This window comes from Naumannella huperziae (genome assembly GCF_054073625.1).
This window is the reverse complement of record NZ_JBSXPH010000001.1, coordinates 910,528-931,672: the sequence shown is the minus strand read 5'-3', so window position 1 is coordinate 931,672 and position 21,145 is coordinate 910,528. Positions and strand designations below refer to the sequence as shown.

Here is a 21,145-nt window from a genome sequence, read left to right as displayed (position 1 = left end):
ACGAAGGAACCGCATGAGCCAGCAGGTCGAGACCGCCGCGCAACCGACCACCGAGGACCGTGCCGTCGCGGATCGTGCCGTCGCGGATCGGGCCGAGCCGATCGAGGCGGACGTGATCGTGGTCGGCGGCGGGAACGCCGGCTTCTCCGCCGCCCACGCCGCCGCCGAACGCGGCCGCCGGGTGCTGTTGCTGGAGCGCGGTACGCGCGAGGAGTCCGGCGGCAACAGCTTCTACACCGCCGGCGCCACCCGGATCCCGCACGACGGCATGACCGATCTGCGCGACCTGGTCGAGCCCGACGAGCGGCACGCCGTCAGCGAGGTGCCGCCCTACAGCCGCGAGGAGTACGCCGCCGACCTGGCCAAGGTGACCGAGGGGCGCGGCGACCCCGAGCTGGCGGCGGTGCTGGTCGCCGACGCGCTGGATGCCGTCCGCTGGCTGCACGGACTCGGCGTGAAGTACCGGCTGATGTATGAGCGGCAGGCCTTCCAGCGCCCCGACGGGAGCTACCTGTTCTGGGGCGGCCTGCATGTGGGCAATGTCGGCGGCGGGGAGGGCCTGATCGCCGACCACACGGCCGTCGCGCGGCGCCTCGGCATCGACGTGCGCTACGGCGTACACGTCACCGACCTGATCGTCACCGACGGCCGGGTGGTCGGCGTACGCGGCACCGCGGACGGGGCCGAGCTGACCGCGCGGGCCGAGTCGGTGATCATCGCCGCCGGCGGCTTCGAGGCGAACCCGCAGTGGCGCGAGCGCTACCTGGGCCCGGGTTGGTCGCACGCCGTGGTGCGCGGTACGCCGAACAACACCGGCGACCTGATCGCCGCCGCCCTCGACCTCGGCGCCGCGCGCGGCGGCGACTGGTCGACCTGCCACAGCGTGCAGTGGGACGCCGGCCACCCCGAGAACGCGTCCAACCGCGAGCTGACCAACCGGCTCACCCGGCAGAGCTACCCGTTCGGCATCCTGGTCAACCGCGACGGCCTGCGGTTCCTCGACGAGGGCGCGGACTTCCGCAACTACACCTACGCCAAGTACGGCCGGGAGATCCTTGCCCAGCCGGGCTCCGTGGCGTACCAGATCTTCGACGCGACGCTGCGCCCGATGCTGCGCGCAGAGGAGTACGAGATGCCCGGGGTGACCGAGGTGGTCGCCGACACGATCGAGGAGCTGGCCGGGCGGATCGGCGTACCGGCCGAGACGCTGGCGCGGACGGTGGGCGAGTTCAACGCCTCGATCGACCGCTCGGTGCCGTTCGACCCGACGATCAAGGACGGCCGGTCCGCGGCGGTGCGCCCGCCGAAGAGCAACTGGGCCGCGCCGATCGAGACCGGTCCGTTCTACGCCTACCCGGTGACCTGCGGGATCACGTTCACCTTCGGCGGCCTGCGCGGCGACCTGGACGGCCGCGTGCTGGACGAGTCGGGCGTACCGATCCCGGGGCTGTACGCCTGCGGCGAGGCGCTCGGCGGGCTGTTCAGCGTGAACTACCCGGGCGGGTCGGGCCTGGCGGCGGGGATGGTGTTCGGGCGGCGCGCGGGCCGGATCGCCTGAGGCCCGCCGCCGCGCCGGCGCACTAGAGTCCGGGCGGGAGGGACCGATGGCGACGACGGTGTATGAGGACATCCGCGAGGCGATCCTGGCCGGCGGGCTCGCGCCGGGACGGTCGCTCTCGGAGAACGCGCTGGCCGCCCAGTTCGGCACCTCCCGCACTCCCGTGCGCGAGGCGTTGCACCGGCTGGAGGCCGAGATGCTGGTCGAGCGGGCCGGGCGGAGCTTTCGGGTACGCGCGACCAGCCCCGAGGAGATCCTCGACATCTACGAGGTGCGGATCACGCTGGAGGGCGCGGCAGCGCGGGGCGCCGCGGAGCGCTCGACCGAACTGGATCGGGCGCGGCTGCGGGTCGCGGCCGACGACATGCGCGCCGCGACCGACGATCCGCGCGAGCGCGCCCGGCTGAACCGGGTGTTCCACGAGGCGATCTGGGCGGCGAGCCACAACCCCACGCTGATCGACCTGCTGCACCGGCTGAACGTGCACCTGATCCGGTATCCGACGACCACGCTCGAGGTCCCGGAGCGCTGGGTCGCCGTGCTGGACGAGCACGAGCGGCTGCTGGAGGCGATCGACGCCGGCGACACCGACCGGGCGAAGACCCTCGCCGAGGCGCACATCGTCAGCGCCCGCGAGGTGCGCCTGTGGATGATGACCCGGTCCTGAGCGCCCGTCACGCGGGTTCGCTTGCACGTCGTCCGCCGCCGAAAGCGACCACTCGCCCGGCAAGTGGCGACCGCCGGGCACGCTTCCGCGCCGTTGGCGACCACTGGTTGGGGTTGTGGCTGCCGTCCTGGTCTGAACCCCGCCACAACCCGGGCGAGTGGTCGCCAACGGCGCGGCGCGGTGACTCCGGATTGAGTCGCGGCAGCCTATTAGGTTAGCCTCACCATGCAGCCGGCGCCGCCGGAGCGACGATCCCGAGGAGCGCAGTGACCACCACCCAGCGCGTACCGCCGAGCACGGAGGCCCCGCCGCGGCGCGGGTCGGTGCTCGGGCTGACGCTGCTGGTCGTGCTCGCGGTCGGCGCCGCACTCGCCAGCCTCGCCATCGGCAGCCGCGACATCCCGATCGGCGAGGTGCTCGGGGCATTGCTGTACCCGGACGGCTCGGACATCTCGACGATCGTCAACGGGCTGCGGGTCCCGCGTACCGCGCTCGGCCTGCTCGCGGGCGCGGCCCTCGGTCTGGCGGGCGCGCTGATGCAGGGCCACACCCGCAATCCGCTGGCCGACCCCGGCCTGCTGGGCGTGAACGCCGGTGCGGCCTTCGCGGTCGTGATCGGCGTGTTCGCGTTCGGCGTCACCTCGCTGGCCGGGTACGCCTGGTTCGCCCTGGCCGGCGCCGGCCTGGCCGCTGCCGCGGTGTTCGCCATCGGGTCGAGCCGCGGGGGCCCGAACCCGGTCTCGCTGGTCCTTGCCGGCGCGGCCGTCTCCGCGTTGTTGATCGCCTGCACCCAGGCCGTCGTGCTGACCGACCGGGCGACCCTGAACCAGTGGCGGTTCTGGCAGGTCGGCTCGGTCGCCAACCGCGGCCTCGACGTGGTCGCGCAGGTGGCGCCGTTCCTGGTCGCGGGCGCGGTGCTCGCCGCGATCAGCTCGCGAAGCCTGAACCTGCTGCAACTCGGCGACGACGTCGCCCGCTCGCTCGGCATCCGGCCCACGCGGGCCAAGGTGATCGGCATCGCCGCGGTGATGCTGCTGGTCGGCGCGACCACCGCGGCCTGCGGCCCGATCTCCTTCGTCGGGCTGGTCGTCCCCCACCTCGCGCGCTTCCTGGCCGGCGTCGACTATCGCTGGATCCTCGTCTACTCGACCCTGCTCGGCGCCATCCTGGTCACGGCCGGCGACATCCTCGGCCGGCTGATGGTCCGGCCCGCCGAGCTGCAGGTCGGCATCGTGATGGCCCTGATCGGCGGGCCGGTCTTCGTGCTGCTGGTCCGGCGCGCCCGGTTGGTGAAACTGTGAGCACCGACACGCTCGCGCGGCCGGATGCCCGACGCCCCGGCAGCCAGCCCGTCTCGCTGCGACTCGGACCGATGTCGTGGCAGGTGCCCATCCGCGCCGGGATGGTCGCGCTCGGTGGCCTGATCGTTGCCGCGATCTTGTTCGTGCTGGATCTCGGCCTCGGCGACTATCCGATCGCGCCGACCGATGTGGTGATCACGCTCCTCGGCGGTGGTACGCCGGCGCAGAGCTTCATCATCAACGGCCTGCGGCTGCCGCAGGCCAGCGTCGCGGTGCTGGTCGGCGCCGCGCTGGGGCTGTCGGGCGCGCTGACCCAGACCTTCGCCCGCAATCCGCTGGCCAGCCCCGACATCCTCGGGATCACCAACGGGGCCTCGGCGGGCGCGGTAAGCGTGATCATCCTCGCCGGTACCGCGGGCTACGGCGGCGGCATCGTCTCGGGCCTGTTGCAGACCGTCGGCGTACCGGTTGCCGCCTTCGTCGGCGGTATCGGCACCGCGGCCCTGCTCTACGTCCTGGCCTGGCGCGGCGGCGTCGACGGTGGCCGGCTGGTGCTGATCGGCATCGGCATCGGCGCCTTCATGACGGCCATCGTGTCGTGGTTGTTGGCGACCGCCCAGATCGAGGATGCGGCCAGCGCCGCGATCTGGTTGAACGGCTCCCTGAACGGACGCGGCTGGGAGCAGGCGCTGCCGGTGGCCGCGTCGTTGCTGGTGTTCGTGCCCGCCTCGCTGATCCTGATCCGCTCGCTGAATGCGATGCAGCTCGGCGACGACTCCGCCCGCGGGCTCGGGGTGCGGCTGCAGACGACGCAACTGCTGATGCTCGTCTGCGCGGTCGGGCTGGCCGCGGTCGCCGTATCGGCGGTGGGACCGTTGAACTTCGTCGCGTTCGTCGTGCCGCAGATCGCCCTGCGGCTGACCGGAGGATCACGGCCGCCGATGCTCGCGGCGATGACCTTCGGTGCGGCGCTGGTGCTCGGTGCCGACCTGATCAGCCGCGTGGTGATCCCGCTCGGCCTGCCGGCCGGCATGATCACCGCCGTCCTCGGCGCCCCCTATCTGTTGTGGTTGTTGTTGCGTTCGAATCGGAGGATCTCCGCATGAGCTCACGTCTGCGCGCCGAGGGCCTGGTCGTCGGCTACGGCCAGCAACCGGTGATCAACGGTCTCGACATCGAGATCGGTGACGGCATGATCACCGCAATCATCGGTCCGAACGGGTGTGGCAAGTCGACCCTGCTGCGGACCCTGGCCCGGATCCTGAAACCGGCCGCCGGTCGGGTGCTGCTCGATGATCGGCCGATCGAGTCCTATGCCCCGCGTGCCGTGTCGCAGCGGATGTCGATCCTGCCGCAGTCGCCGATCGCGCCGGAGGGGCTGCTGGTCCGCGACCTGGTCGGCCGCGGCCGGCATCCGCACCAGCGCTGGTTCAGCCAGTGGTCGCGCGAGGACGAGGCCGCGGTCGAGGCGGCACTGGCGATGACCGACATGAGCGAGCTACGTGATCGGGCGCTGGATCAACTGTCCGGTGGCCAGCGGCAGCGCGCCTGGCTGGCGATGACGCTCGCCCAGGAGACCGATCTGGTACTGCTGGACGAGCCGACCACCTATCTTGATCTTGCCCATCAGGTCGACGTGTTGGAGCTGGTCTGCCGGCTGAATGCCGAGCGCGGGCGTACCGTCGCGATGGTGTTGCACGACCTGAACCTGGCGGTGCGCTATGCCCACTGGATCGTGATCATGGCCGACGGCGCGATCGTCGCCCAGGGCACACCCGCCGAGGTCTTCGACGCCGAGATGCTGCGCCGGGTGTTCGGGCTGGATGCCGAGGTGATCGCCGTCGGCCGCGACGGGCTGCCGGTGGTGGTGCCCAAGACGTCGATCCATGACGCGGCCGGCGCTCCCGTCCGAGAACCGGTAACCGCGTACGCCACCCTCTGATCCCGTCGACCTTTCGTTCAATCCCATTTCGTCAACCTGGTAGGAGCTTCATGCGGTCCTTCATGCCCACTCATCCGATCGGTACGCTGTCGCGCCGGCGACTGCTGGGCACGGGCCTGGCCACCGCCGCGGCGGCGGGCCTGCTCGCGGCCTGCGGCGGCGGACCGACGCCGGCGACACCCGCCGGCCCGGCGACCGAGGGCCCGTGGCGCTGGACGGACGGCGTGGGACAGCAGATCGAACTGCCGAGCCGGCCGACCCGGATCGCCGCCTACGGCGATGCCGCAGTCGCTCTGATCAACTTCGGCATTCGGCCGACCCAGATCTTCCACTTCGTCGACCCGGCCCAGGACCCGAGCTTCGAGGGCGTCGACATCGGCGGGATCGAGATCGTCGGCACGACCTACGGGCAGCTCAACATCGAGGCGATGGCCGCGGCCGGCATCGAGCTGGTGATCACGCTGGCGTACGCACAGAACGATCCGGACAATCTCTACTACTTCAACGACACCGCACAGTTGGACCAGGTACGCCAGCTCGCGCCGGTGATCGCGATCAAGCAGACCGGCAGCGCACCCGAGGTGATCACCGCCACCGAGCAGCTCGCGGTCGCGCTCGGAGCCGATCCGGACAGCGAGTTGATCACCACAGCCAGGGCGGACTTCGACGCGGCGGGTCGCGAACTGACCGAGGCCGCGAAGAGCGGGCTCTCGGTGACCACGCTCTATGCCGAGGATTCCGGGCTCTACTTCGCCAAGGCGCCGGACGAGCCCTCGCTGGCCTATTACGCCGACCTCGGGGTGAACTTCGTCGAGATCGGCGGCGACCAGTACTACTGGCACCAGGTGAGCTGGGAGAACGCCGACACCTACCCGTCGGATGTCGTGCTCTACTCGATGCGCGACTCCTATCCGCCGGAGAAGCTGATGCAGCAGCCCGCCTTCGCGCGGTTGCCCGCCGCCGCGGCCGGCCAACTGCACCCGTGGAAGCTGGTGGCGATGGATTACGCCTCCCAGGCCGGCTACATGCGCGAGCTCGCCGGCTGGCTGAGCTCCGACCGCTCGGTCACCTGAGTCCCAGCTCGCGGACCAGGTCGGGCGAGGTCCCGGGATCGGCATCGGTGAAGGGCTTTGCGCGATTGATCCAGCGTTCGGCGTCGGCGCCGTGCACCACCCGGTAGGGGAACATCGCGCTCGCGCCCTTGCGCTGCAGCACCCGTACGGGCAGCTCGGCGCCCGAGGCGATGATCACCAGGTTGCCGAACCGCCGGCCCCTCAGGATCGGCGGCTCGGCGGTGATCGCCACCCGGGGGAACAGCTCGGCCGCGCCGGCGGCGACGCGCCGGGCGTAGGAGAACGGGCCCCGGTCGGTGACATTGATCAACAGCACGCCGGCGGCGCGCAGCACGCGCCGCACGTCGGCCAGGTACTCGCGCGTGGTCAGGTCCGCCGGCACCCGGCCGGCGACGAAGGCGTCGTTGATGATCACATCGGCGAACTCCGCGCGCATCGCCGCGACCCCCGCCCGGCCGTCGATCGCGCGCACCTTGACGCCGCTACCGCGGGGCAGCGGGAGCTCCGCGCGCACCCGCTCGGTCAGTTCCGCGTCGGGCTCCAGCACGATCTGCGGCGACGTCGGCCGGGTCGCGGCGACATAGCGGGCGAGCGTCATCCCGGCGCCGCCGACGTGGATCACCCGCAGCCGCTCCAGCGGGGCGGCCCAGGCATCGAGCAGATCGGCGATCCGCTGCATGTACTCGAACTCCAGGTGCAGCGGATCGCCGGGATCCACATAGGACTGCGATGCCCCGCCGACCCGGACGGTGAACGCGCCGGGGCGCGCACCGTCCGGAACGAGCGGGTCGTCAGCCGCGGTCACCCGCCAGCTCGTCGGAGCGCTTCGTCTCGTCCGGCGTGGCCGCATCGGCACCGTGCGGGGCGTCGGTCTTCATCACCAGCGTGTCGGTGCCGGAGTCGACCTCGAAGGTGACCGTCGAGCCCTCCATGATCTTGCCGGCGAGCACCTCGCGGGCCAGCGGGTCCTCCACCTCGCGCTGGATCAGCCGGCGCAGCGGCCGCGCGCCGTAGACCGGATCGAAGCCGTTCACGCCGAGCCAGACGCGAGCGTCGTGATCGGCCTCGACGGTGATCCGGCGGTCGGCGACCCGCTTGTTCAGCCGCTCCAGGCTGATGTCGACGATCTTGGCCAGCTCGCTCGCCTGCAGCGGCTCGAACATCACGATCTCGTCCAGCCGGTTCAGGAACTCGGGGCGGAAGGACTGGCGTACCACGCCCATCACCGCCTCGTGCTTCTTGTCCTCCGGCATCTCCGGATCGGCGAGGAACTGCGATCCCAGGTTCGAGGTGAGGATCAAGATCACGTTCCGGAAGTCGACGGTACGCCCCTGCCCGTCGGTCAGCCGGCCGTCGTCGAGCACCTGCAACAAGATGTTGAAGATCTCCGGATTGGCCTTCTCGACCTCGTCCAGCAACACCACCGAATACGGGCGGCGGCGTACCGCCTCGGTGAGCTGGCCGCCCTCGTCGTAGCCGACATAGCCGGGAGGCGCGCCGACCAGCCGCGACACCGAGTGCTTCTCGGAGTACTCGCTCATGTCGATCCGGACCATCGAGGACTCGTCGTCGAACAAGAACTCCGCGAGCGATTTCGCCAGCTCGGTCTTGCCGACGCCGGTCGGGCCGAGGAACAGGAAGGAGCCGGTCGGCCGGTTCGGGTCGGAGATGCCGGCGCGCGAGCGGCGTACCGCATCCGAGACCGCCTTGACCGCCTTCTCCTGGCCGATCAGCCGGTTCGCCAGCCGGGTCTCCATGTTGAGCAGCTTCTCGCTCTCGCCCTCCATCATCCGGCCGACAGGTACGCCGGTCCAGGCCGAGACGACCTCGGCGATGTCGGATGCGCCGACCTCCTCGGACACCATCGGCGTATGGGTCGCCTCGTCGGCATCGGCCTTCTCCAGGGCCGCCTGGAGCGACGGGATCTCGCCGTAGAGCAGCTCGGATGCCTTGCCCAGGTCGCCCTCGCGCTGGGCGCGCTCGGCCTCGCCGCGCAGGTCGTCGATCCGCTTGCGCAGGTCGCCGACCTTGTTCAGCCCCTCCTTCTCCGCGGCCCAGCGCTGCTCCAGCCCGCGCAGCTTCTCCTGCGCGTCGGCCAGCTCGCCGTTCAGCCGGTCGAGCCGCTCCTTCGACGCCGGGTCGTTCTCCTTCTCCAGCGCGAGCTGCTGCATCGTCATCCGGTCCACATCGCGGCGAAGTTGATCAATCTCCTCCGGGGAGGAGTCGATCTCCATCCGCAGCCGCGAGGCCGCCTCGTCGACCAGGTCGATCGCCTTGTCCGGAAGCTGTCGCGCGGTGATGTAGCGGTTGGACAGCGACGCCGCGGCGACCAGGGCGGCGTCGGTGATCGCCACCTTGTGGTGCGCCTCGTAGCGCTCCCGCAGGCCGCGCAGGATGGCGATGGTGTCCTCCACGCTCGGCTCGCCGACGAAGACCTGCTGGAAGCGCCGCTCCAGCGCGGGGTCCTTCTCGATCCGCTCGCGGAACTCGTCCAGGGTGGTCGCGCCGATCATCCGCAGCTCGCCGCGGGCCAGCATCGGCTTGAGCATGTTGCCGGCGTCCATCGACCCGTCGCCCGAGGCGCCCGCGCCGACGACGGTGTGCAGCTCGTCGATGAAGGTGATGATCTCGCCCTCGGACTCCTTGATCTCGTTCAGCACGGCCTTCAGCCGCTCCTCGAACTCGCCGCGGTACTTCGCGCCGGCGACCATCGCGGTCAGGTCGAGCGCGATCAGTCGGCGGTTCTTCAGCGAGTCCGGCACGTCGAGATCGACGATGCGCTGGGCCAGGCCCTCGACGACGGCGGTCTTGCCCACGCCGGGCTCGCCGATCAGCACCGGGTTGTTCTTGGTACGCCGCGACAGCACCTGCACCGCGCGGCGGATCTCCGAATCCCGGCCGATCACGGGATCGAGCTTGCCCTCGCGGGCCTGCGCGGTGAGGTCGACGCCGTACTCCTCCAGCGCCGACTCCGAGCCCTCCGCCTCCGGGCTGGTCACGCGCTTGTCGCCGCGCAACTGCTCGAAGGCCTGGATCAGCGCATCGGTCTCCGCCCCGGCCCGGGACAGGATCGACGACGCCTCGGACTCGATGGTCGACAGGCCGAGCAGCAGGTGCTCGGTGGTCACGAACTTGTCGCCGAACTGGTCCGCGCGTACCTCGGCGTCGGCCAGCACCCGGGCGAACCCGCCGGAGAGCTGCGGCTGGCTGACCGAGCTGCCCGACGCGGCCGGCAGCTTCTTGATCGCCGCCTCCGCCTGCGCGTCGACGGTCTTCGGGTCCGCGCCGGCCGCCTCCAGCAGCGGGCCCACATTGTTCTCCGGCACCATCAGCAGCGCGTGCAGCAGGTGCACCGGCTCGGCGCTCGGGTTGCCGTTGGTGAGTGCGAGCCGCAATGCGGTCGACACGGCGTCACGGCTCTTGGTGGTCAGCTTCTCTGTGTCCATCTGGCCTCTCCTCCGGGCGGTCCTGCGATGCTCATGCCATCATCGCCCGTTCTCGGCCGTTGCGGAATGCGGGGTCGACATTCCGTTCACGATGGCATGATGCGTGGATTCGTTGTCATGGCACGGCCCGGGACTGACCCGGGCCGCGAGCGGCGCCGTCACGGGTGCAGGCGTACCGATCCCTCGGGGTCGGCGCTGAACAGCCGTGGATAGCGCGCCACCTGGGCCTCCCGCAGCAGCTTGCCCAGCTCGGCGAGCTGGCCGCGGAGCTGGTCGTTCTGCGATTGCAGCGCGAGGATCCGGGCGATCCCGGGCAGATTGATGCCCTCGTCCTGTGACAGCCGCTGGATCGAGCGCAGCCGGCCGATGTCGCGCCGCGAATAGCGCCGGCCCCGCCCGCGGGCGCGCCGCGGGGAGACCAGCCCCATCCGGTCATAGGTACGCAGGGTCTGCGGGTGCATCCCGGCGAGCCGCGCGGCCACCGAGATCACGAAGACCGGCGCCTCCTCATCGATCAGCTCGACCGCATTGCGACCGGATACAGCCGCCATCGCGGATCACCCCCGCCGCCCCGAACGCGCGTCGGCGAAGATCGCCGCCCGCGGATCGGCGCTGTCGGTGAGTCGTCCGTAGGCCGCCAGGGCCTCCTTGGCCTCGTCGGTGATCGCGGACGGGACGGCGACCTCGACGGTGACCAGCAGGTCGCCCCGCGTGCCGTCCTTCTTCGCCACGCCCTTGCCGCGGACTCGGAAGGTCCGGCCATTCGGCGTACCCGCCGGGATCTTCAGGCGTACCCGATCCGAGTTGACCGCAGACGTGCCCGACAGGGTCGGCACGTCGATCTCACCGCCGAGCGAGGCCTCGACGATGGTCACCGGCACGGTGATCGTCATGTTGTCGCCCTTGCGCCCGAAGACCGCGTGCGGCAACACGTTGACCAGCACATAGAGATCGCCGGCGGCGCCGCCGTTCTCGCCCGGGCCACCCTTGCCCTTGAGCCGGATCTTCTGCCCGTCGCTGACCCCAGCCGGGATCCGCACGTGCATCGTCTTGGTCGACTTGGCGCGCCCGGAACCGTGACAGACCGGGCAGGGGTCGTCCACGATCAGACCGCGCCCGCGGCAGTCCGGGCACGGCTCGGTGAAGCTGAACCCGCCGCCGGCCGACGCGCTGACCATGCCCGCGCCCTCGCAGGTCGGGCAGACCCGCGGCACGGTGCCGGCGCGGGCGCCGGTCCCGTGGCAGGCCTCGCAGGCATTCTCCGAGACCATCTGCATGCTGACGGTGGTCCCCTCGACGGCGTCGACGAAGTCGATCGTCACCTCGCCCTCGATGTCGGTCCCGCGGCGCGGGCCGGGCCCGCGGCTGGTCCGCCCCTGACCGAACCGGCCGGCCAGGCCGCCGAACAGGTCAGAGAAGTCGGCGGCGCCGCCGCCGGTGGCGTTTCGGAACAAGTCCTCGAACCCGGCGGAGGTACCGCCGCCGGGCGCTCCCCCGCCGCCGCGAGGGAAACGGAACCCACCCCCGCCGAACATCCGGCGCGCGTCGTCGTACTCCTGGCGCTGCTCCGGATCCGAGAGCACCGAGTGCGCCTCGGACGCCTCCTTGAAGCGCTTCTCGGCCTCGGCGTCGCCGGGATGCTGGTCCGGGTGGTTCTCCCGGGCCAGCTTGCGGAACGCCTTCTTGATGTCGGCGGGCTTGGCGTCCTTGGCGACGCCGAGGATCTTGTAGTAGTCCTTCTCCAGCCAGTCCTTGGTGCTCATCAGGCCTCCTGGTCGGGCGCGTCCTCCGCGGGCTGCGCGACGGCGACCCGGGCCGGGCGCAGCACCCGATCGCCGACCTTGTAGCCGACCTGGAGGACCTCCGCGGCCGTCGGCTCGGTGATCCCGCTCGCCTGGGTCTGCATCAGGGCCTCGTGGATCCGCGGGTCGAACGGGTCGCCCTTCTCGCCGAAGGCTTCCAGCCCGTGCCGGGACGCGACCTTCTCGATCTCGCCGGCGACCAGCTTGAACCCGTCGGTCATCTGCTCGTGCTCGCGGGCGCTGCGGATGTTGTCCAGCACGCCCATCAGGTCGGCGAGGATCCGCTCGGCGCCGGCCCGGCGGGACAGGTCGCGGTCGCGATCGACGCGCTTCTTGTAGTTCACGTACTCGGCCTGCAACCGCTGCAGATCAGCGGTCCGCTCGGCGAGCTGCAGGGCAAGCTGGACCGAGGCATCGGCCGGTTCGCCGGCATCGGATGCGTCCTCGGCGCCGGCCGCCGCGTTCTGATCGGGCGCCGCATTCTGATCGGGCGTCGTGTCCTGATCGGGCGCCGCGTTCTCGTTGTCGGGCACGCCGGGCTCGGCGGGCTGCTGAGCGCCGGGCCGGTCGTAGGGTCCCGCCTGGTCAGCGGGATCGGAATTCTGCGATTGCACGCTGTCTCCTCTGCGTTGCGGGTACGACCCGCCGGGCCGCCCGTGCTGGGCGACCCGGCGAGGCGTCAGCGGATGCCGGTCAGGACTGCTTCTTGTCGTCGTCGGACTCGTCGACGATCTCGGCGTCGACCACATCGTCGTCATCGGAGGAATCCGAGCTGCCGGCGCCGGAGCCGGAGGCGTCGCCGGCGGTCCCGGACTGCGCGTCGTCGGACGGGGCCGACTCGGCCTGGGCGGCGGCGTACATCGCCTGGCCCAGGGTGGCCGCGGCGGTGTTCAGCTTCTCCACCCCGGCGCGGACGGCGTCGTTGTCCTCACCCTCGAGCGCGGTCTTCAGCTCACCGAGCGCGTCCTGGACGGGCTGCTTGACGTCGTCGCCGACCTTGTCGCCGGTCTCGTCGAGCAGCTTCTCGGTGCGGAAGACGAGCGAGTCGGCGTCGTTGCGCAGGTCCACTGCCTCGCGGCGCTTGCGGTCCTCCTCGGCGTACTGCTCGGCCTGGTTGACCATCTTGTCGATCTCTTCCTTCGACAGCGCCGACCCGCCGGTCACCGTCATGGACTGCTCCTTGCCGGTGGCCAGGTCCTTGGCGTTGACGTGCACGATGCCGTTGGCGTCGATGTCGAAGGCGACCTCGATCTGCGGTACGCCACGCGGCGCCGGCGGCAGGCCGGTCAGCTCGAAGTTGCCGAGCGACTTGTTGTCCTTCGCGAACTCGCGCTCGCCCTGGTAGACCTGAATCATCACCGACGGCTGGTTGTCATCGGCGGTGGTGAAGGTCTCGGACTTCCGCGTCGGGATCGTGGTGTTGCGCTCGATGATCTTGGTCATCAGGCCACCCTTGGTCTCGATGCCGAGGGAGAGCGGGGTGACGTCGAGCAGCAGCACGTCCTTGACCTCGCCGCGCAGCACGCCGGCCTGCAGCGAGGCGCCGAGCGCAACGACCTCGTCGGGGTTGACGCCCTTGTGCGGGTCCTTGTGGGTGAGCTCCTTGACCAGCTCGGTGACCGCGGGCATCCGGGTGGAGCCGCCGACCAGGATCACCTGGTCGATGTCATCGACGCTGATCTTGGCATCGGAGATCACCGCATTGAACGGGCCCTTGCAGCGATCCAGCAGGTCCTGGGTCATCCGCTGGAACTCCGCCCGGGTGAGCTTCTCCTCCAGGTGCAGCGGGCCACCCTCGCCGAGAGTGATGTAGGGCAGGTTGATCGTCGTCTCGGTGGTCGAGGAGAGTTCGATCTTGGCCTTCTCGGCGGCCTCCTGCAGGCGCTGCAGCGCGATCTTGTCCTTGGCCAGGTCGATGCCGGTCTTGTTCTTGAACTGCTTGACCAGCCACTCGACGATCCGCTCGTCCCAGTCGTCGCCGCCGAGGCGGTTGTCGCCCTTGGTCGCCTTCACCTCGAAGACGCCGTCGGAGATGTCGAGCAGCGAGACGTCGAAGGTGCCGCCGCCGAGGTCGAAGACCAGCACGGTCTGCTCGGTGTCGGACTTGTCCAGGCCGTAGGCCAGTGCGGCCGCGGTCGGCTCGTTGATGATCCGCTCGACCTTCAGGCCCGCGATCTCACCGGCCTCCTTGGTGGCCTGGCGGGCGGCGTCGTCGAAGTAGGCCGGCACGGTGATCACGGCGCTGTCGACGTCCTGGCCCAGGTAGGCCTCGGCGTCGCGCTTGAGCTTCTGCAGCACGAACGCGCTGATCTGCTGCGGCCGGTAGGTCTTGCCATCGATGTCGATGGTCCAGTCCGTGCCCATGTAGCGCTTCACGGAACGAATGGTGCGGTCGACGTTGGTCACGGCCTGACGCTTGGCGACCTCGCCGACGAGGACCTCGCCGCTCTTGGTGAAAGCGACGACCGAGGGGGTGGTCCGCGAACCCTCGGCGTTGGGGATGACGGTGGGCTCGCCGCCCTCCAGGACGGCGACCACCGAGTTGGTGGTGCCGAGGTCGATGCCTACTGCACGAGCCATGTTGGTTTCCTCCTGCGATCGGGGCTTGGTGTGCTCGTCGCCCGGGACTCGCCGGGCAACTTGAGTCCGCGAGACTCAATATACACCTTGAGTCGAAGTCGCTCAAGTCTCCGGGGACGCCTGGCGCCCGGAGCCCAATCGAGCATGTTGACAAGGTTGTCTATACAAGTTTGTCTAAGACATGCCCAGGTCCTCCGGCGCCCGCCTTTTCGTCCTCGGCTGCCTACGCCGAGGTCCCCGTCATGGCTATGCGATTCGCCAAGAAGCCGTCCAGGACCAGGTAGACAGTTGGTCCGACCTCAAACCAGGCTCCGTCTATCACGCTCTCACTGCGCTGGAACGGGAGAATCTCGTCAAGGTTGAGGCCGTGGGTCGCGACGGCCAACGGCCACCCAGGACCACCTATGCCCTCGCGCCCGCCGGATACACAGAACTCCACACGCTCATTGCCGACAGCATCCGCACGGTGAACAGCCCGGTCGATTCCGTTGCCGTTGCCCTACGGCTCGCCGACGAACTCGACCCAGACGAGTTGATCGCGCTCCTCACGGCTAGAGCAAAAGCGCTCCATGATCGTTGCAACGCACACACCTCGGCACTGACACGCGTCGAGCAGCACCTGTCCCCGATGGAGCGCGTTGCCTTTGACCACACCATCGCCCGTCTGAAGTTCGAAGCCGAGTGGTTCACCCGAGTCGCTGGTGAACTCCGACACACCACATCCAACTGCACCATCGAGAGGCCCCCTTAACGATGAACACCATCGCTGTTTTCGGCGCCACCGGAGGAACTGGACGACTCCTCGTCACGGCCCTTCGAGAACGTGGCCTCGGCGTCGTGGCCATCGTGCGTGACCCAACCGGCTACAAAGCCCCTCCGGGCGTCACCGTCAAGCAAGCCGATGTCCTCGATCCCTCCAGCCTTCACGGCGTCCTCGACAACGTCGATGCCATCATCTCTGCACTTGGCCCACGTGACGGGCGATCGCCGACGACCGTGTATTCGAGGGGAATGCGTAACATCATCGCCCAGATGCGGGCCGCGGGCGTCCATCGGCTGGTCGTGATCAGCGCGGTCCCGGTGTCTCCTCCAGAGGAGAACACCTTCTTCGTTCGCCACATCCTGCATCCCATCCTCTGGCGCTTCTTCGGGCCCAGCTATCGAGATCTGCGCGTGATGGAAGAAGAACTGCGCACCCGGGCGAAGGACATCGACTGGACGATCGTCCGGCCCCCGCTACTCACCGACGATCCGGCACGAGGAGATGTTCGCCGTGCCGTCGACTCACCGCTCGGGAAACCAAAGAAGATCAGCCGCGCGGACCTGGCTAACGAGCTGGCCAACGCAGCCTTGGACGAATCCCTGGCACACAAGACGCTGACCGTCTCTTACTGACACCATGACCAGTGAACGCGCTGTTGCGTGGGCGTTGGAACTACAGGCCGCCCACCACCAACTCGAGACGCAGCTTCGTGATGCCCGCGCCGAGGTCAGCCGCCTGACCCCGGCGCAGCCGTCCCCACAGGGTGACCTGCTCGTTCATTGCTTCGGGTTCTGCAAAGCACTGCAGGCGCATCACGAAAGTGAGGACGATCACCTGTTCCCTCTCATCGTCGAGCAAGACCCCGCCCTCACGCCGACCATCGAGGCCTTGAAGGCAGACCACATTCGCCTGGCGGGTCTGCTTGGTGAGTTCCGGGTCATCCTTGATCAACTTCGCACCGCCGTCTCACCACAGGCTCGCGACGAGGCGGACCGGAAGCTCGATGCGTTGCATCGCCTCGTCGCTGACCACTTCGCATCCGAGGAGAACAAGCTGAACCGCGCGTTGCACGCACTCCAGGAACCGCCAGACCATCGGAGACAGCTACTGGGGCTGTAACTCACAGACAACTGAGGGAAGTCTGAGACGATTGAAGGGTCGGCGCCGGCGAACTGGCTCGGCACATCATCGACGGAGAGGAGATCGCGGTGGCGGGAGAACACGACCGGGCGGTGGCGCCCGGTCAGAAGACCGGCGCGCTGGCGCCGGACCATCCGGGCACGACGCGCCGACTGGTCGCGCTCGGTGCGGGGGCGGCCGCCGCGGGGGCCGGCCTGCTGCTCTGGCGACGCCTGCTCCGCTGAGCCGCGGTCGCCGTGCTCCGTACCATCGTTCCCGTGAGCACACCGCTGGCCGTCGACCTCGCCATTGCGTGCGCCCGGCTGACCCGACTGGCCGCCCGGCTGCACGGCGAGCCGCACGGCGTCGGCCGCGCACTGGCGACGCTCGACCAGTTCGGGCCGATGTCGGTCGGCGCGTTCGCCATGGTCGACAACACCAGCCAGCCGACCGTGACCAAGCTGTTCCAGCGGCTGGAGGCCGAGGGCGTCGTCGAGCGCCGGCCCGATCCCGACGACCGGCGATCCAGCCTGATCGGCCTGACCGATGCCGGACGCGAACGCCTCGACACGTTGCGGCAGAACATGGCCGCCGGTCTCGATCCGGCGCTGGACGGGCTCGATGATGATCAACTCCAGACGCTGCGCAGAGCGGCGGTGATCATCCGCGACCTGGCCGACGAACTCTCCCCGCTGGATCGGCCTCAGGCAGGCGGCACGGCCGTTCGGTAGTGCGCCTCGCGTACCCGTTTGATCGATCCGAGCCGATCGGCCCGCCAGTTCCGGGCCGAGAACCACAGATCGCCCCGCACCGCCGGGAAGCCGCGATTGAAGTCCAGGTGCGAGGACAACTCGGCCGGGTCGGACCAGTTCGGATCCGCGTCGGCCCCGACCTTGTAGGCGGCCTGACCGATGTAGAGCCGCACGTTCGTGCCGGCGACGACGCTCGACCACCAGGGCACGAGCTTGGCATAGTCCGCCGCGGCAAACCCGCGCGACCAGTACACCTGCGGCGCGATGTAGTCGATCAGATTGCGGCGCACCCACCCGCGCGTGTCGGCGTACAGGTCGTCATAGGTCTGCACGCCGGCCCGGGTGTCCGATCCGGCCGGATCGGTCGACCGGTTGCGCCACACCCCGAACGGCGAGATGCCCAACCGCACGCCGGGGCGCGTCGCGCGGATCCGGGTACGCAGCTCGGTGATCAGCGTGGTGATGTTGGCGCGGCGCCAACCGGCAAGATCAAGTTCGTGATCGGCATAGGCCTGGTACTCCGCGCGATCGTCGAAGGTCTGCCCGGCGACGGGATAGGGATAGAAGTAGTCGTCGAAGTGCACCGCGTCGATCGGGTACCGCCGGACCGCGTCGACGATCGCGTCGATCACGAAGCGGCGCGCCTCGGGCACACCCGGGTTGTAGTACAGCTTCCCGCCGTAGCGTTCCACCCAGGACGGGTTGCGCCGCGCCGGATGACCGGAGACGAGCGTGCTGATGTCGTCGGTCATCGCGACCCGGTACGGGTTGAACCAGGCATGGAGCTGCAGCCCGCGGCGGTGCGCCTCCGCGACCGCGGTGCCGAGCGGATCCCAGCCCGGGTCGCGGCCCTGCGTACCCGTCAGATAGCGCGACCACGGCTCGCGCGCGCCGGGCCAGAACGAGTCGGCGGTCGGGCGTACCTGCAGCGCGATCGCGTTCAGGTTGTGCGCCTTGGCCAGATCCAGCCAGCCCAGCAGCTCGCGGCGCTGCTCGGCGGCGCTCAGCCCGATCCGCGAGGGCCAGTCGATATTGGCGACCGAGGCGATCCACAACCCGCGCAGCTGCGCGGTCGCGGCCCGCGCCGGCGCGGACTGCGCGCCGAACATCGCAGCGGCGGCCACGGGAACGGTCAACAGGGTGCGGCGTGAGATTGCCATCGATCCTCCTGGGCTCGGCCCCCCGCAGGTAGGCCTCACCCTAGGCGAGCGGGACGGCCGCGGCTACAGTGTCGGTGCTCCGGACGAGGAGGTCGGATGGGGAACGGGACAGACCCGGGCGCGCATGCCGGCGACATCGCTCGCATCGTGGCGGCGTCCACCACCTTCCTCGCCGAACATTCGACCGAACCGATCACGCTGCACGACCTCGCCGAGCATGTCGGCTACAGCCCGTTCCATCTGTCCCGGCTGATCGCGGCAGCACTCGGCTCGGCACCGATGCAGTACCTCGCGTCCTTGCGTTTCCATCACGCCAAGCGGTTGTTGCTGACCACCGACGAGGCCGTGACCGACATCTGCATGGCGGTCAGCTTCTCCTCGGCCGGGACCTTCAGCCGGCGGTTCGCCGAGAGCGTCGGGCCCAGCCCGTCGGAGTTCCGCCGTCTGCCGCACCTGATCGCCGACGACCCGGTACGCCCACTCAACCGGCCCGGAGAGCTCCGCTCGGGCGGCACGCTCACCGGGGAGGTGGCGATCTCGGCGGAGGCGGCCGCGGCGGTCGGGCCGGGGGCGGACTACTACGTCGGGCTGTTCGCCAGGCCGATGGCGCGGGGCCGGCCGGTCGCCGGGGCGATGATCGCCGGGCCCGGCCCGTTCCGGCTGTTCGGCATCCCGCCGGGATCGTGGTGGCTGCTCGCGACCGCCCTCCCGGCCACCGGACCGATCGAACAACTCGTGCCCCCGGCCCGCGCCTTCGGCAATGCCGGGCGCATCGCGATCCGCGCGGGCCAGCTCACCGACCGGATCCGCGTCACCATCCTGCCCCGGCCTCCGCACGCCACCCCGGCCACCGTCGCGCTCCCCTGGCTCGTCATCCGCGAGGACTGAGCAATATCGGAGGACTGAGCAATATCGGAGAAGCGATGCCGGCCGGTCACCGACCATGATCGATCCATGAGCAGACAGGTATTCATCAATCTCCCGGTAGCCGACATCCCCGCCACTCGCGCCTTCTGGACAAAGCTCGGGTTCGCCTTCGACGACAACTACAGCGATGACAATGCGCTGGCCATGATCATCGCCCCCGGGCAGAGCGCGGCGATGCTGCTGCAGCGCGACTTCTTCGGCACGTTCCACCCCAAGCCCGTGGCCGATGACTCCGCCAAGGAGGTCCTGATCGGGATCGGCGCCGACTCGCGCGACGAGGTGGACCGGCTGGTGGACGCCGCGGTCTCCGCAGGCGCCGTCGAGCCACGGAAGGCCCAGGACCACGGCTGGATGTACGGACGTTCCTTCGACGACCTCGACGGCCACACGTGGGAGGTCTTGTGGATGAACCCGGCCGGGCCCGCGAGCGAGTGATCCGGCGCGGTCAGGCCGGGACTGCCGGCAGGCCCGCTACCTCCCGCAGGAAGTAGGCGTGCAGGCGCTCGTCGCCGGCCAGCTCGGGATGGAACGAGGTGGCGAGGACGCCGCCCTGGCGTACCGCCACCGGCTCGCCGGCGGGACCGCGGGCCAGCACCTCGACCCCGTCACCCACCCGCTCGATCCGGGGCGCCCGGATGAAGACGCCGGGGAACGGCGCGCCGGCGAGATCGAGCTCGGCCTCGAAGCTCGCGACCTGCGACCCGTAGGCGTTGCGCCGCACGGCGATGTCGAGCGTGCCGAGCAGTGGCTGCCCGGGCAGCCCGTCGGTGACCTCGCGGGCGAGCAGGACCAGGCCGGCGCAGGTGCCGAGGACCGGCAGCCCGTCGGCGAGCGCGGCGCGCAAGGGTTCGAGCAGGGCGAAGCGGGCGAGCAGCCGCCCCATCGTGGTCGACTCGCCACCGGGCAGGACGAGCCCGGCCAGGCCGTCGAGCCCGGCCTCGTCGGCGACGGGTACGCCGTCCGCACCCGCGCTGGCGAGCGCCGTGAGGTGTTCGCGTACCCCGCCCTGCAGGGCGAGTACGCCGACCCGGGCGCTCACCAGCCGCGGGTGGCGAGCAGCTCGCCGGCGCCGAGGCTGTCGGTAGCGATGCCGACCATCGCGGCACCGAGACCGCGACTGACCTTCGCCACCCGCTCCGGATCGTCGTAGTGCGCGGTCGCCTCCACACAGGCGCGGGCCCGCGCGGCCGGGTCGCCGGAGGTGAAGATGCCCGACCCGATGAACACCCCGTCGGCGCCGAGCTGCATCATCATCGCCGCATCGGCAGGGGTCGCCACCCCGCCGGCAGTGAACAACACGACGGGCAGGCGACCGAGGCGCGCGGTCTCGCGTACCAGCTCCAACGGCGCGCGCAATTCCTTCGCGGCAACGAAGAGCTCGTCCTCGCCGAGGCCGGCGAGGCGCCGGATCTCGGCGGAGATGGTGCGCATGTGGAAGGTGGCCTGGCTGACATCCCCGGTGCCGGCCTCGCCCTTGGAGCGGATCATCGCCGCGCCCTCGGCGATCCGGCGCAGGGCCTCGCCGAGATTGGTCGCACCACACACGAACGGGACCGTGAAGCCGCGCTTGTCGATGTGGTGGGCAGTGTCGGCCGGCGTCAGCACCTCGGACTCATCGACATAGTCCACGCCGATCGCCTGCAACACCTGCGCCTCGACGAAGTGCCCGATCCTGGCCTTGGCCATCACCGGGATCGACACCTCGGCCTTGATCCCCTCGATCATCTCGGGATCGCTCATCCGGGCCACCCCGCCGTCGCGGCGGATGTCGGCGGGCACCCGCTCCAGGGCCATCACCGCGACGGCGCCGGCGTCCTCGGCGATCCGCGCCTGCTCGGGGGTGACCACGTCCATGATCACGCCGCCCTTGAGCATCTCCGCCATGCCCCGCTTCACCCGATCGCCGCCGGTGCTGCCGTTCTCGCTCACGACCCCTCCTTCGTTGCTTTGGACCAGTCTTACTCCGATATCTGCGCGCTGTCGAGTGGTCCATAGCGTGAGCATCCGTCGCCCTCGGCCGGGCCGGAGCCTCACAGGGATGACACAGCCAGCTCA

22 protein-coding genes are annotated in these 21,145 nt (G+C 70.0%); 13 read left to right on the top strand and 9 right to left on the bottom strand.

Translation table 11 applies throughout. The annotated features are described in order from the left end of the window. Positions 1 to 13: 13 nt before the first annotated feature. From tcuA to ACXDC7_RS04355, 6 genes are all read left to right on the top strand, one after another. Positions 14 to 1,558, top strand: coding sequence for an FAD-dependent tricarballylate dehydrogenase TcuA (gene tcuA, locus ACXDC7_RS04380; protein WP_459221338.1), 1,545 nt, complete (start codon positions 14 to 16; stop codon positions 1,556 to 1,558). A gap of 46 nt (positions 1,559 to 1,604) precedes the next feature. Further along, complete coding sequence (locus ACXDC7_RS04375) at positions 1,605 to 2,225, top strand: GntR family transcriptional regulator (RefSeq protein WP_459221337.1); 621 nt, start codon at positions 1,605 to 1,607, stop codon at positions 2,223 to 2,225. A 266-nt stretch (positions 2,226 to 2,491) separates the two neighbouring features. After that, positions 2,492 to 3,526, top strand: coding sequence for an iron chelate uptake ABC transporter family permease subunit (locus ACXDC7_RS04370; RefSeq protein WP_179444651.1), 1,035 nt, complete (start codon positions 2,492 to 2,494; stop codon positions 3,524 to 3,526). Beyond that, positions 3,523 to 4,632, top strand: a complete 1,110-nt coding sequence (locus ACXDC7_RS04365) for a FecCD family ABC transporter permease (RefSeq protein ID WP_459221336.1) — start codon at positions 3,523 to 3,525, stop codon at positions 4,630 to 4,632. The genes ACXDC7_RS04370 and ACXDC7_RS04365 overlap by 4 nt, the downstream gene beginning before the upstream one ends. After that, positions 4,629 to 5,468, top strand: coding sequence for an ABC transporter ATP-binding protein (locus tag ACXDC7_RS04360; RefSeq protein ID WP_459221335.1), 840 nt, complete (start codon positions 4,629 to 4,631; stop codon positions 5,466 to 5,468). The genes ACXDC7_RS04365 and ACXDC7_RS04360 overlap by 4 nt, the downstream gene beginning before the upstream one ends. Positions 5,469 to 5,530: 62 nt before the next feature. Then, positions 5,531 to 6,541: an ABC transporter substrate-binding protein gene (locus ACXDC7_RS04355; RefSeq protein ID WP_459221334.1), complete on the top strand. Its 1,011-nt coding sequence runs from the start codon at positions 5,531 to 5,533 to the stop codon at positions 6,539 to 6,541. On the opposite strand, the gene ACXDC7_RS04350 is transcribed toward ACXDC7_RS04355, so the two are convergent. From ACXDC7_RS04350 to dnaK, 6 genes are all read right to left on the bottom strand, one after another. Further along, positions 6,534 to 7,346: a spermidine synthase gene (locus ACXDC7_RS04350; RefSeq protein WP_459221333.1), complete on the bottom strand. Its 813-nt coding sequence runs from the start codon at positions 7,344 to 7,346 to the stop codon at positions 6,534 to 6,536. The genes ACXDC7_RS04355 and ACXDC7_RS04350 overlap by 8 nt on opposite strands. Continuing rightward, positions 7,333 to 9,987 carry an ATP-dependent chaperone ClpB gene (gene clpB, locus ACXDC7_RS04345; RefSeq protein ID WP_459221332.1) on the bottom strand — a complete coding sequence of 885 codons (2,655 nt, stop codon included), beginning with the start codon at positions 9,985 to 9,987 and terminating at the stop codon, positions 7,333 to 7,335. The genes ACXDC7_RS04350 and clpB overlap by 14 nt, the downstream gene beginning before the upstream one ends. Before the next feature lie 158 nt (positions 9,988 to 10,145). Continuing rightward, positions 10,146 to 10,538, bottom strand: coding sequence for a heat shock protein transcriptional repressor HspR (locus ACXDC7_RS04340; protein ID WP_179444656.1), 393 nt, complete (start codon positions 10,536 to 10,538; stop codon positions 10,146 to 10,148). Between the two features lie 6 nt (positions 10,539 to 10,544). Further along, the gene (gene dnaJ / locus ACXDC7_RS04335) at positions 10,545 to 11,750 is read right to left on the bottom strand and encodes a molecular chaperone DnaJ (protein ID WP_459221331.1); all 1,206 of its coding nucleotides are present in this window, start codon (positions 11,748 to 11,750) and stop codon (positions 10,545 to 10,547) included. After that, the gene (gene grpE, locus ACXDC7_RS04330; RefSeq protein WP_459221330.1) at positions 11,750 to 12,403 is read right to left on the bottom strand and encodes a nucleotide exchange factor GrpE; all 654 of its coding nucleotides are present in this window, start codon (positions 12,401 to 12,403) and stop codon (positions 11,750 to 11,752) included. Before grpE ends, dnaJ begins: the two co-directional genes overlap by 1 nt. A gap of 79 nt (positions 12,404 to 12,482) precedes the next feature. Then, positions 12,483 to 14,369: a molecular chaperone DnaK gene (dnaK, locus tag ACXDC7_RS04325; RefSeq protein ID WP_179444658.1), complete on the bottom strand. Its 1,887-nt coding sequence runs from the start codon at positions 14,367 to 14,369 to the stop codon at positions 12,483 to 12,485. A 181-nt stretch (positions 14,370 to 14,550) separates the two neighbouring features. On the opposite strand from dnaK, the gene ACXDC7_RS04320 reads away from it, so the two are divergent. The 5 genes from ACXDC7_RS04320 to ACXDC7_RS04300 all read left to right on the top strand — a co-directional run bounded on the left by ACXDC7_RS04320 (position 14,551) and on the right by ACXDC7_RS04300 (position 16,982). Beyond that, the gene (locus ACXDC7_RS04320) at positions 14,551 to 15,120 is read left to right on the top strand and encodes a PadR family transcriptional regulator (protein WP_459221329.1); all 570 of its coding nucleotides are present in this window, start codon (positions 14,551 to 14,553) and stop codon (positions 15,118 to 15,120) included. A 2-nt stretch (positions 15,121 to 15,122) separates the two neighbouring features. Further along, positions 15,123 to 15,764, top strand: a complete 642-nt coding sequence (locus ACXDC7_RS04315) for an NAD(P)-dependent oxidoreductase (protein ID WP_459221328.1) — start codon at positions 15,123 to 15,125, stop codon at positions 15,762 to 15,764. Between the two features lie 4 nt (positions 15,765 to 15,768). Then, on the top strand, positions 15,769 to 16,251 hold the full coding sequence (locus ACXDC7_RS04310; RefSeq protein ID WP_459221327.1) for a hemerythrin domain-containing protein: 483 nt from the start codon (positions 15,769 to 15,771) through the stop codon (positions 16,249 to 16,251). A gap of 89 nt (positions 16,252 to 16,340) precedes the next feature. Further along, a complete protein-coding gene (locus ACXDC7_RS04305; RefSeq protein WP_459221326.1) occupies positions 16,341 to 16,496 on the top strand; it encodes a hypothetical protein in 156 nt (51 codons plus the stop codon). A gap of 33 nt (positions 16,497 to 16,529) precedes the next feature. Next, positions 16,530 to 16,982, top strand: coding sequence for a MarR family winged helix-turn-helix transcriptional regulator (locus ACXDC7_RS04300; protein ID WP_343045878.1), 453 nt, complete (start codon positions 16,530 to 16,532; stop codon positions 16,980 to 16,982). Here ACXDC7_RS04300 and ACXDC7_RS04295 read toward each other — a convergent pair. After that, entirely contained in the window at positions 16,955 to 18,163 is a 1,209-nt protein-coding gene (locus tag ACXDC7_RS04295; RefSeq protein ID WP_459221325.1) for a glycoside hydrolase family 10 protein, read from the bottom strand. The two genes, ACXDC7_RS04300 and ACXDC7_RS04295, sit on opposite strands and share 28 nt — an antisense overlap. A gap of 96 nt (positions 18,164 to 18,259) precedes the next feature. Between ACXDC7_RS04295 and ACXDC7_RS04290 the strand changes: the two genes are divergently transcribed. Together ACXDC7_RS04290 and ACXDC7_RS04285 are read left to right on the top strand one after the other, a co-directional pair. After that, positions 18,260 to 19,051, top strand: coding sequence for a helix-turn-helix transcriptional regulator (locus ACXDC7_RS04290; protein ID WP_459221324.1), 792 nt, complete (start codon positions 18,260 to 18,262; stop codon positions 19,049 to 19,051). A 66-nt stretch (positions 19,052 to 19,117) separates the two neighbouring features. Further along, entirely contained in the window at positions 19,118 to 19,525 is a 408-nt protein-coding gene (locus tag ACXDC7_RS04285) for a VOC family protein (RefSeq protein WP_459221323.1), read from the top strand. Between the two features lie 10 nt (positions 19,526 to 19,535). On the opposite strand, the gene pdxT is transcribed toward ACXDC7_RS04285, so the two are convergent. Together pdxT and pdxS are read right to left on the bottom strand one after the other, a co-directional pair. Further along, complete coding sequence (pdxT, locus tag ACXDC7_RS04280) at positions 19,536 to 20,129, bottom strand: pyridoxal 5'-phosphate synthase glutaminase subunit PdxT (protein ID WP_459221322.1); 594 nt, start codon at positions 20,127 to 20,129, stop codon at positions 19,536 to 19,538. Further along, the gene (gene pdxS, locus ACXDC7_RS04275) at positions 20,126 to 21,019 is read right to left on the bottom strand and encodes a pyridoxal 5'-phosphate synthase lyase subunit PdxS (RefSeq protein WP_459221321.1); all 894 of its coding nucleotides are present in this window, start codon (positions 21,017 to 21,019) and stop codon (positions 20,126 to 20,128) included. Before pdxS ends, pdxT begins: the two co-directional genes overlap by 4 nt. Positions 21,020 to 21,145 lie beyond the last annotated feature (126 nt).

What these genes read in the sequence shown, in the direction of transcription:
- dnaK (WP_179444658.1), bottom strand. Translation starts at nt 14,369, where the DNA reads ATGGCTCGTGCAGTAGGCATCGACCTCGGCACCACCAACTCGGTGGTC.
- ACXDC7_RS04285 (WP_459221323.1), top strand. Translation starts at nt 19,118, where the DNA reads ATGAGCAGACAGGTATTCATCAATCTCCCGGTAGCCGACATCCCCGCC.
- ACXDC7_RS04310 (WP_459221327.1), top strand. Translation starts at nt 15,769, where the DNA reads ATGACCAGTGAACGCGCTGTTGCGTGGGCGTTGGAACTACAGGCCGCC.
- clpB (WP_459221332.1), bottom strand. Translation starts at nt 9,987, where the DNA reads ATGGACACAGAGAAGCTGACCACCAAGAGCCGTGACGCCGTGTCGACC.
- ACXDC7_RS04295 (WP_459221325.1), bottom strand. Translation starts at nt 18,163, where the DNA reads ATGGCAATCTCACGCCGCACCCTGTTGACCGTTCCCGTGGCCGCCGCT.
- ACXDC7_RS04360 (WP_459221335.1), top strand. Translation starts at nt 4,629, where the DNA reads ATGAGCTCACGTCTGCGCGCCGAGGGCCTGGTCGTCGGCTACGGCCAG.
- dnaJ (WP_459221331.1), bottom strand. Translation starts at nt 11,750, where the DNA reads ATGAGCACCAAGGACTGGCTGGAGAAGGACTACTACAAGATCCTCGGC.
- tcuA (WP_459221338.1), top strand. Translation starts at nt 14, where the DNA reads ATGAGCCAGCAGGTCGAGACCGCCGCGCAACCGACCACCGAGGACCGT.
- ACXDC7_RS04315 (WP_459221328.1), top strand. Translation starts at nt 15,123, where the DNA reads ATGAACACCATCGCTGTTTTCGGCGCCACCGGAGGAACTGGACGACTC.
- ACXDC7_RS04375 (WP_459221337.1), top strand. Translation starts at nt 1,605, where the DNA reads ATGGCGACGACGGTGTATGAGGACATCCGCGAGGCGATCCTGGCCGGC.
- ACXDC7_RS04355 (WP_459221334.1), top strand. Translation starts at nt 5,531, where the DNA reads ATGCCCACTCATCCGATCGGTACGCTGTCGCGCCGGCGACTGCTGGGC.
- ACXDC7_RS04340 (WP_179444656.1), bottom strand. Translation starts at nt 10,538, where the DNA reads ATGGCGGCTGTATCCGGTCGCAATGCGGTCGAGCTGATCGATGAGGAG.
- ACXDC7_RS04290 (WP_459221324.1), top strand. Translation starts at nt 18,260, where the DNA reads ATGGGGAACGGGACAGACCCGGGCGCGCATGCCGGCGACATCGCTCGC.
- ACXDC7_RS04320 (WP_459221329.1), top strand. Translation starts at nt 14,551, where the DNA reads ATGCCCAGGTCCTCCGGCGCCCGCCTTTTCGTCCTCGGCTGCCTACGC.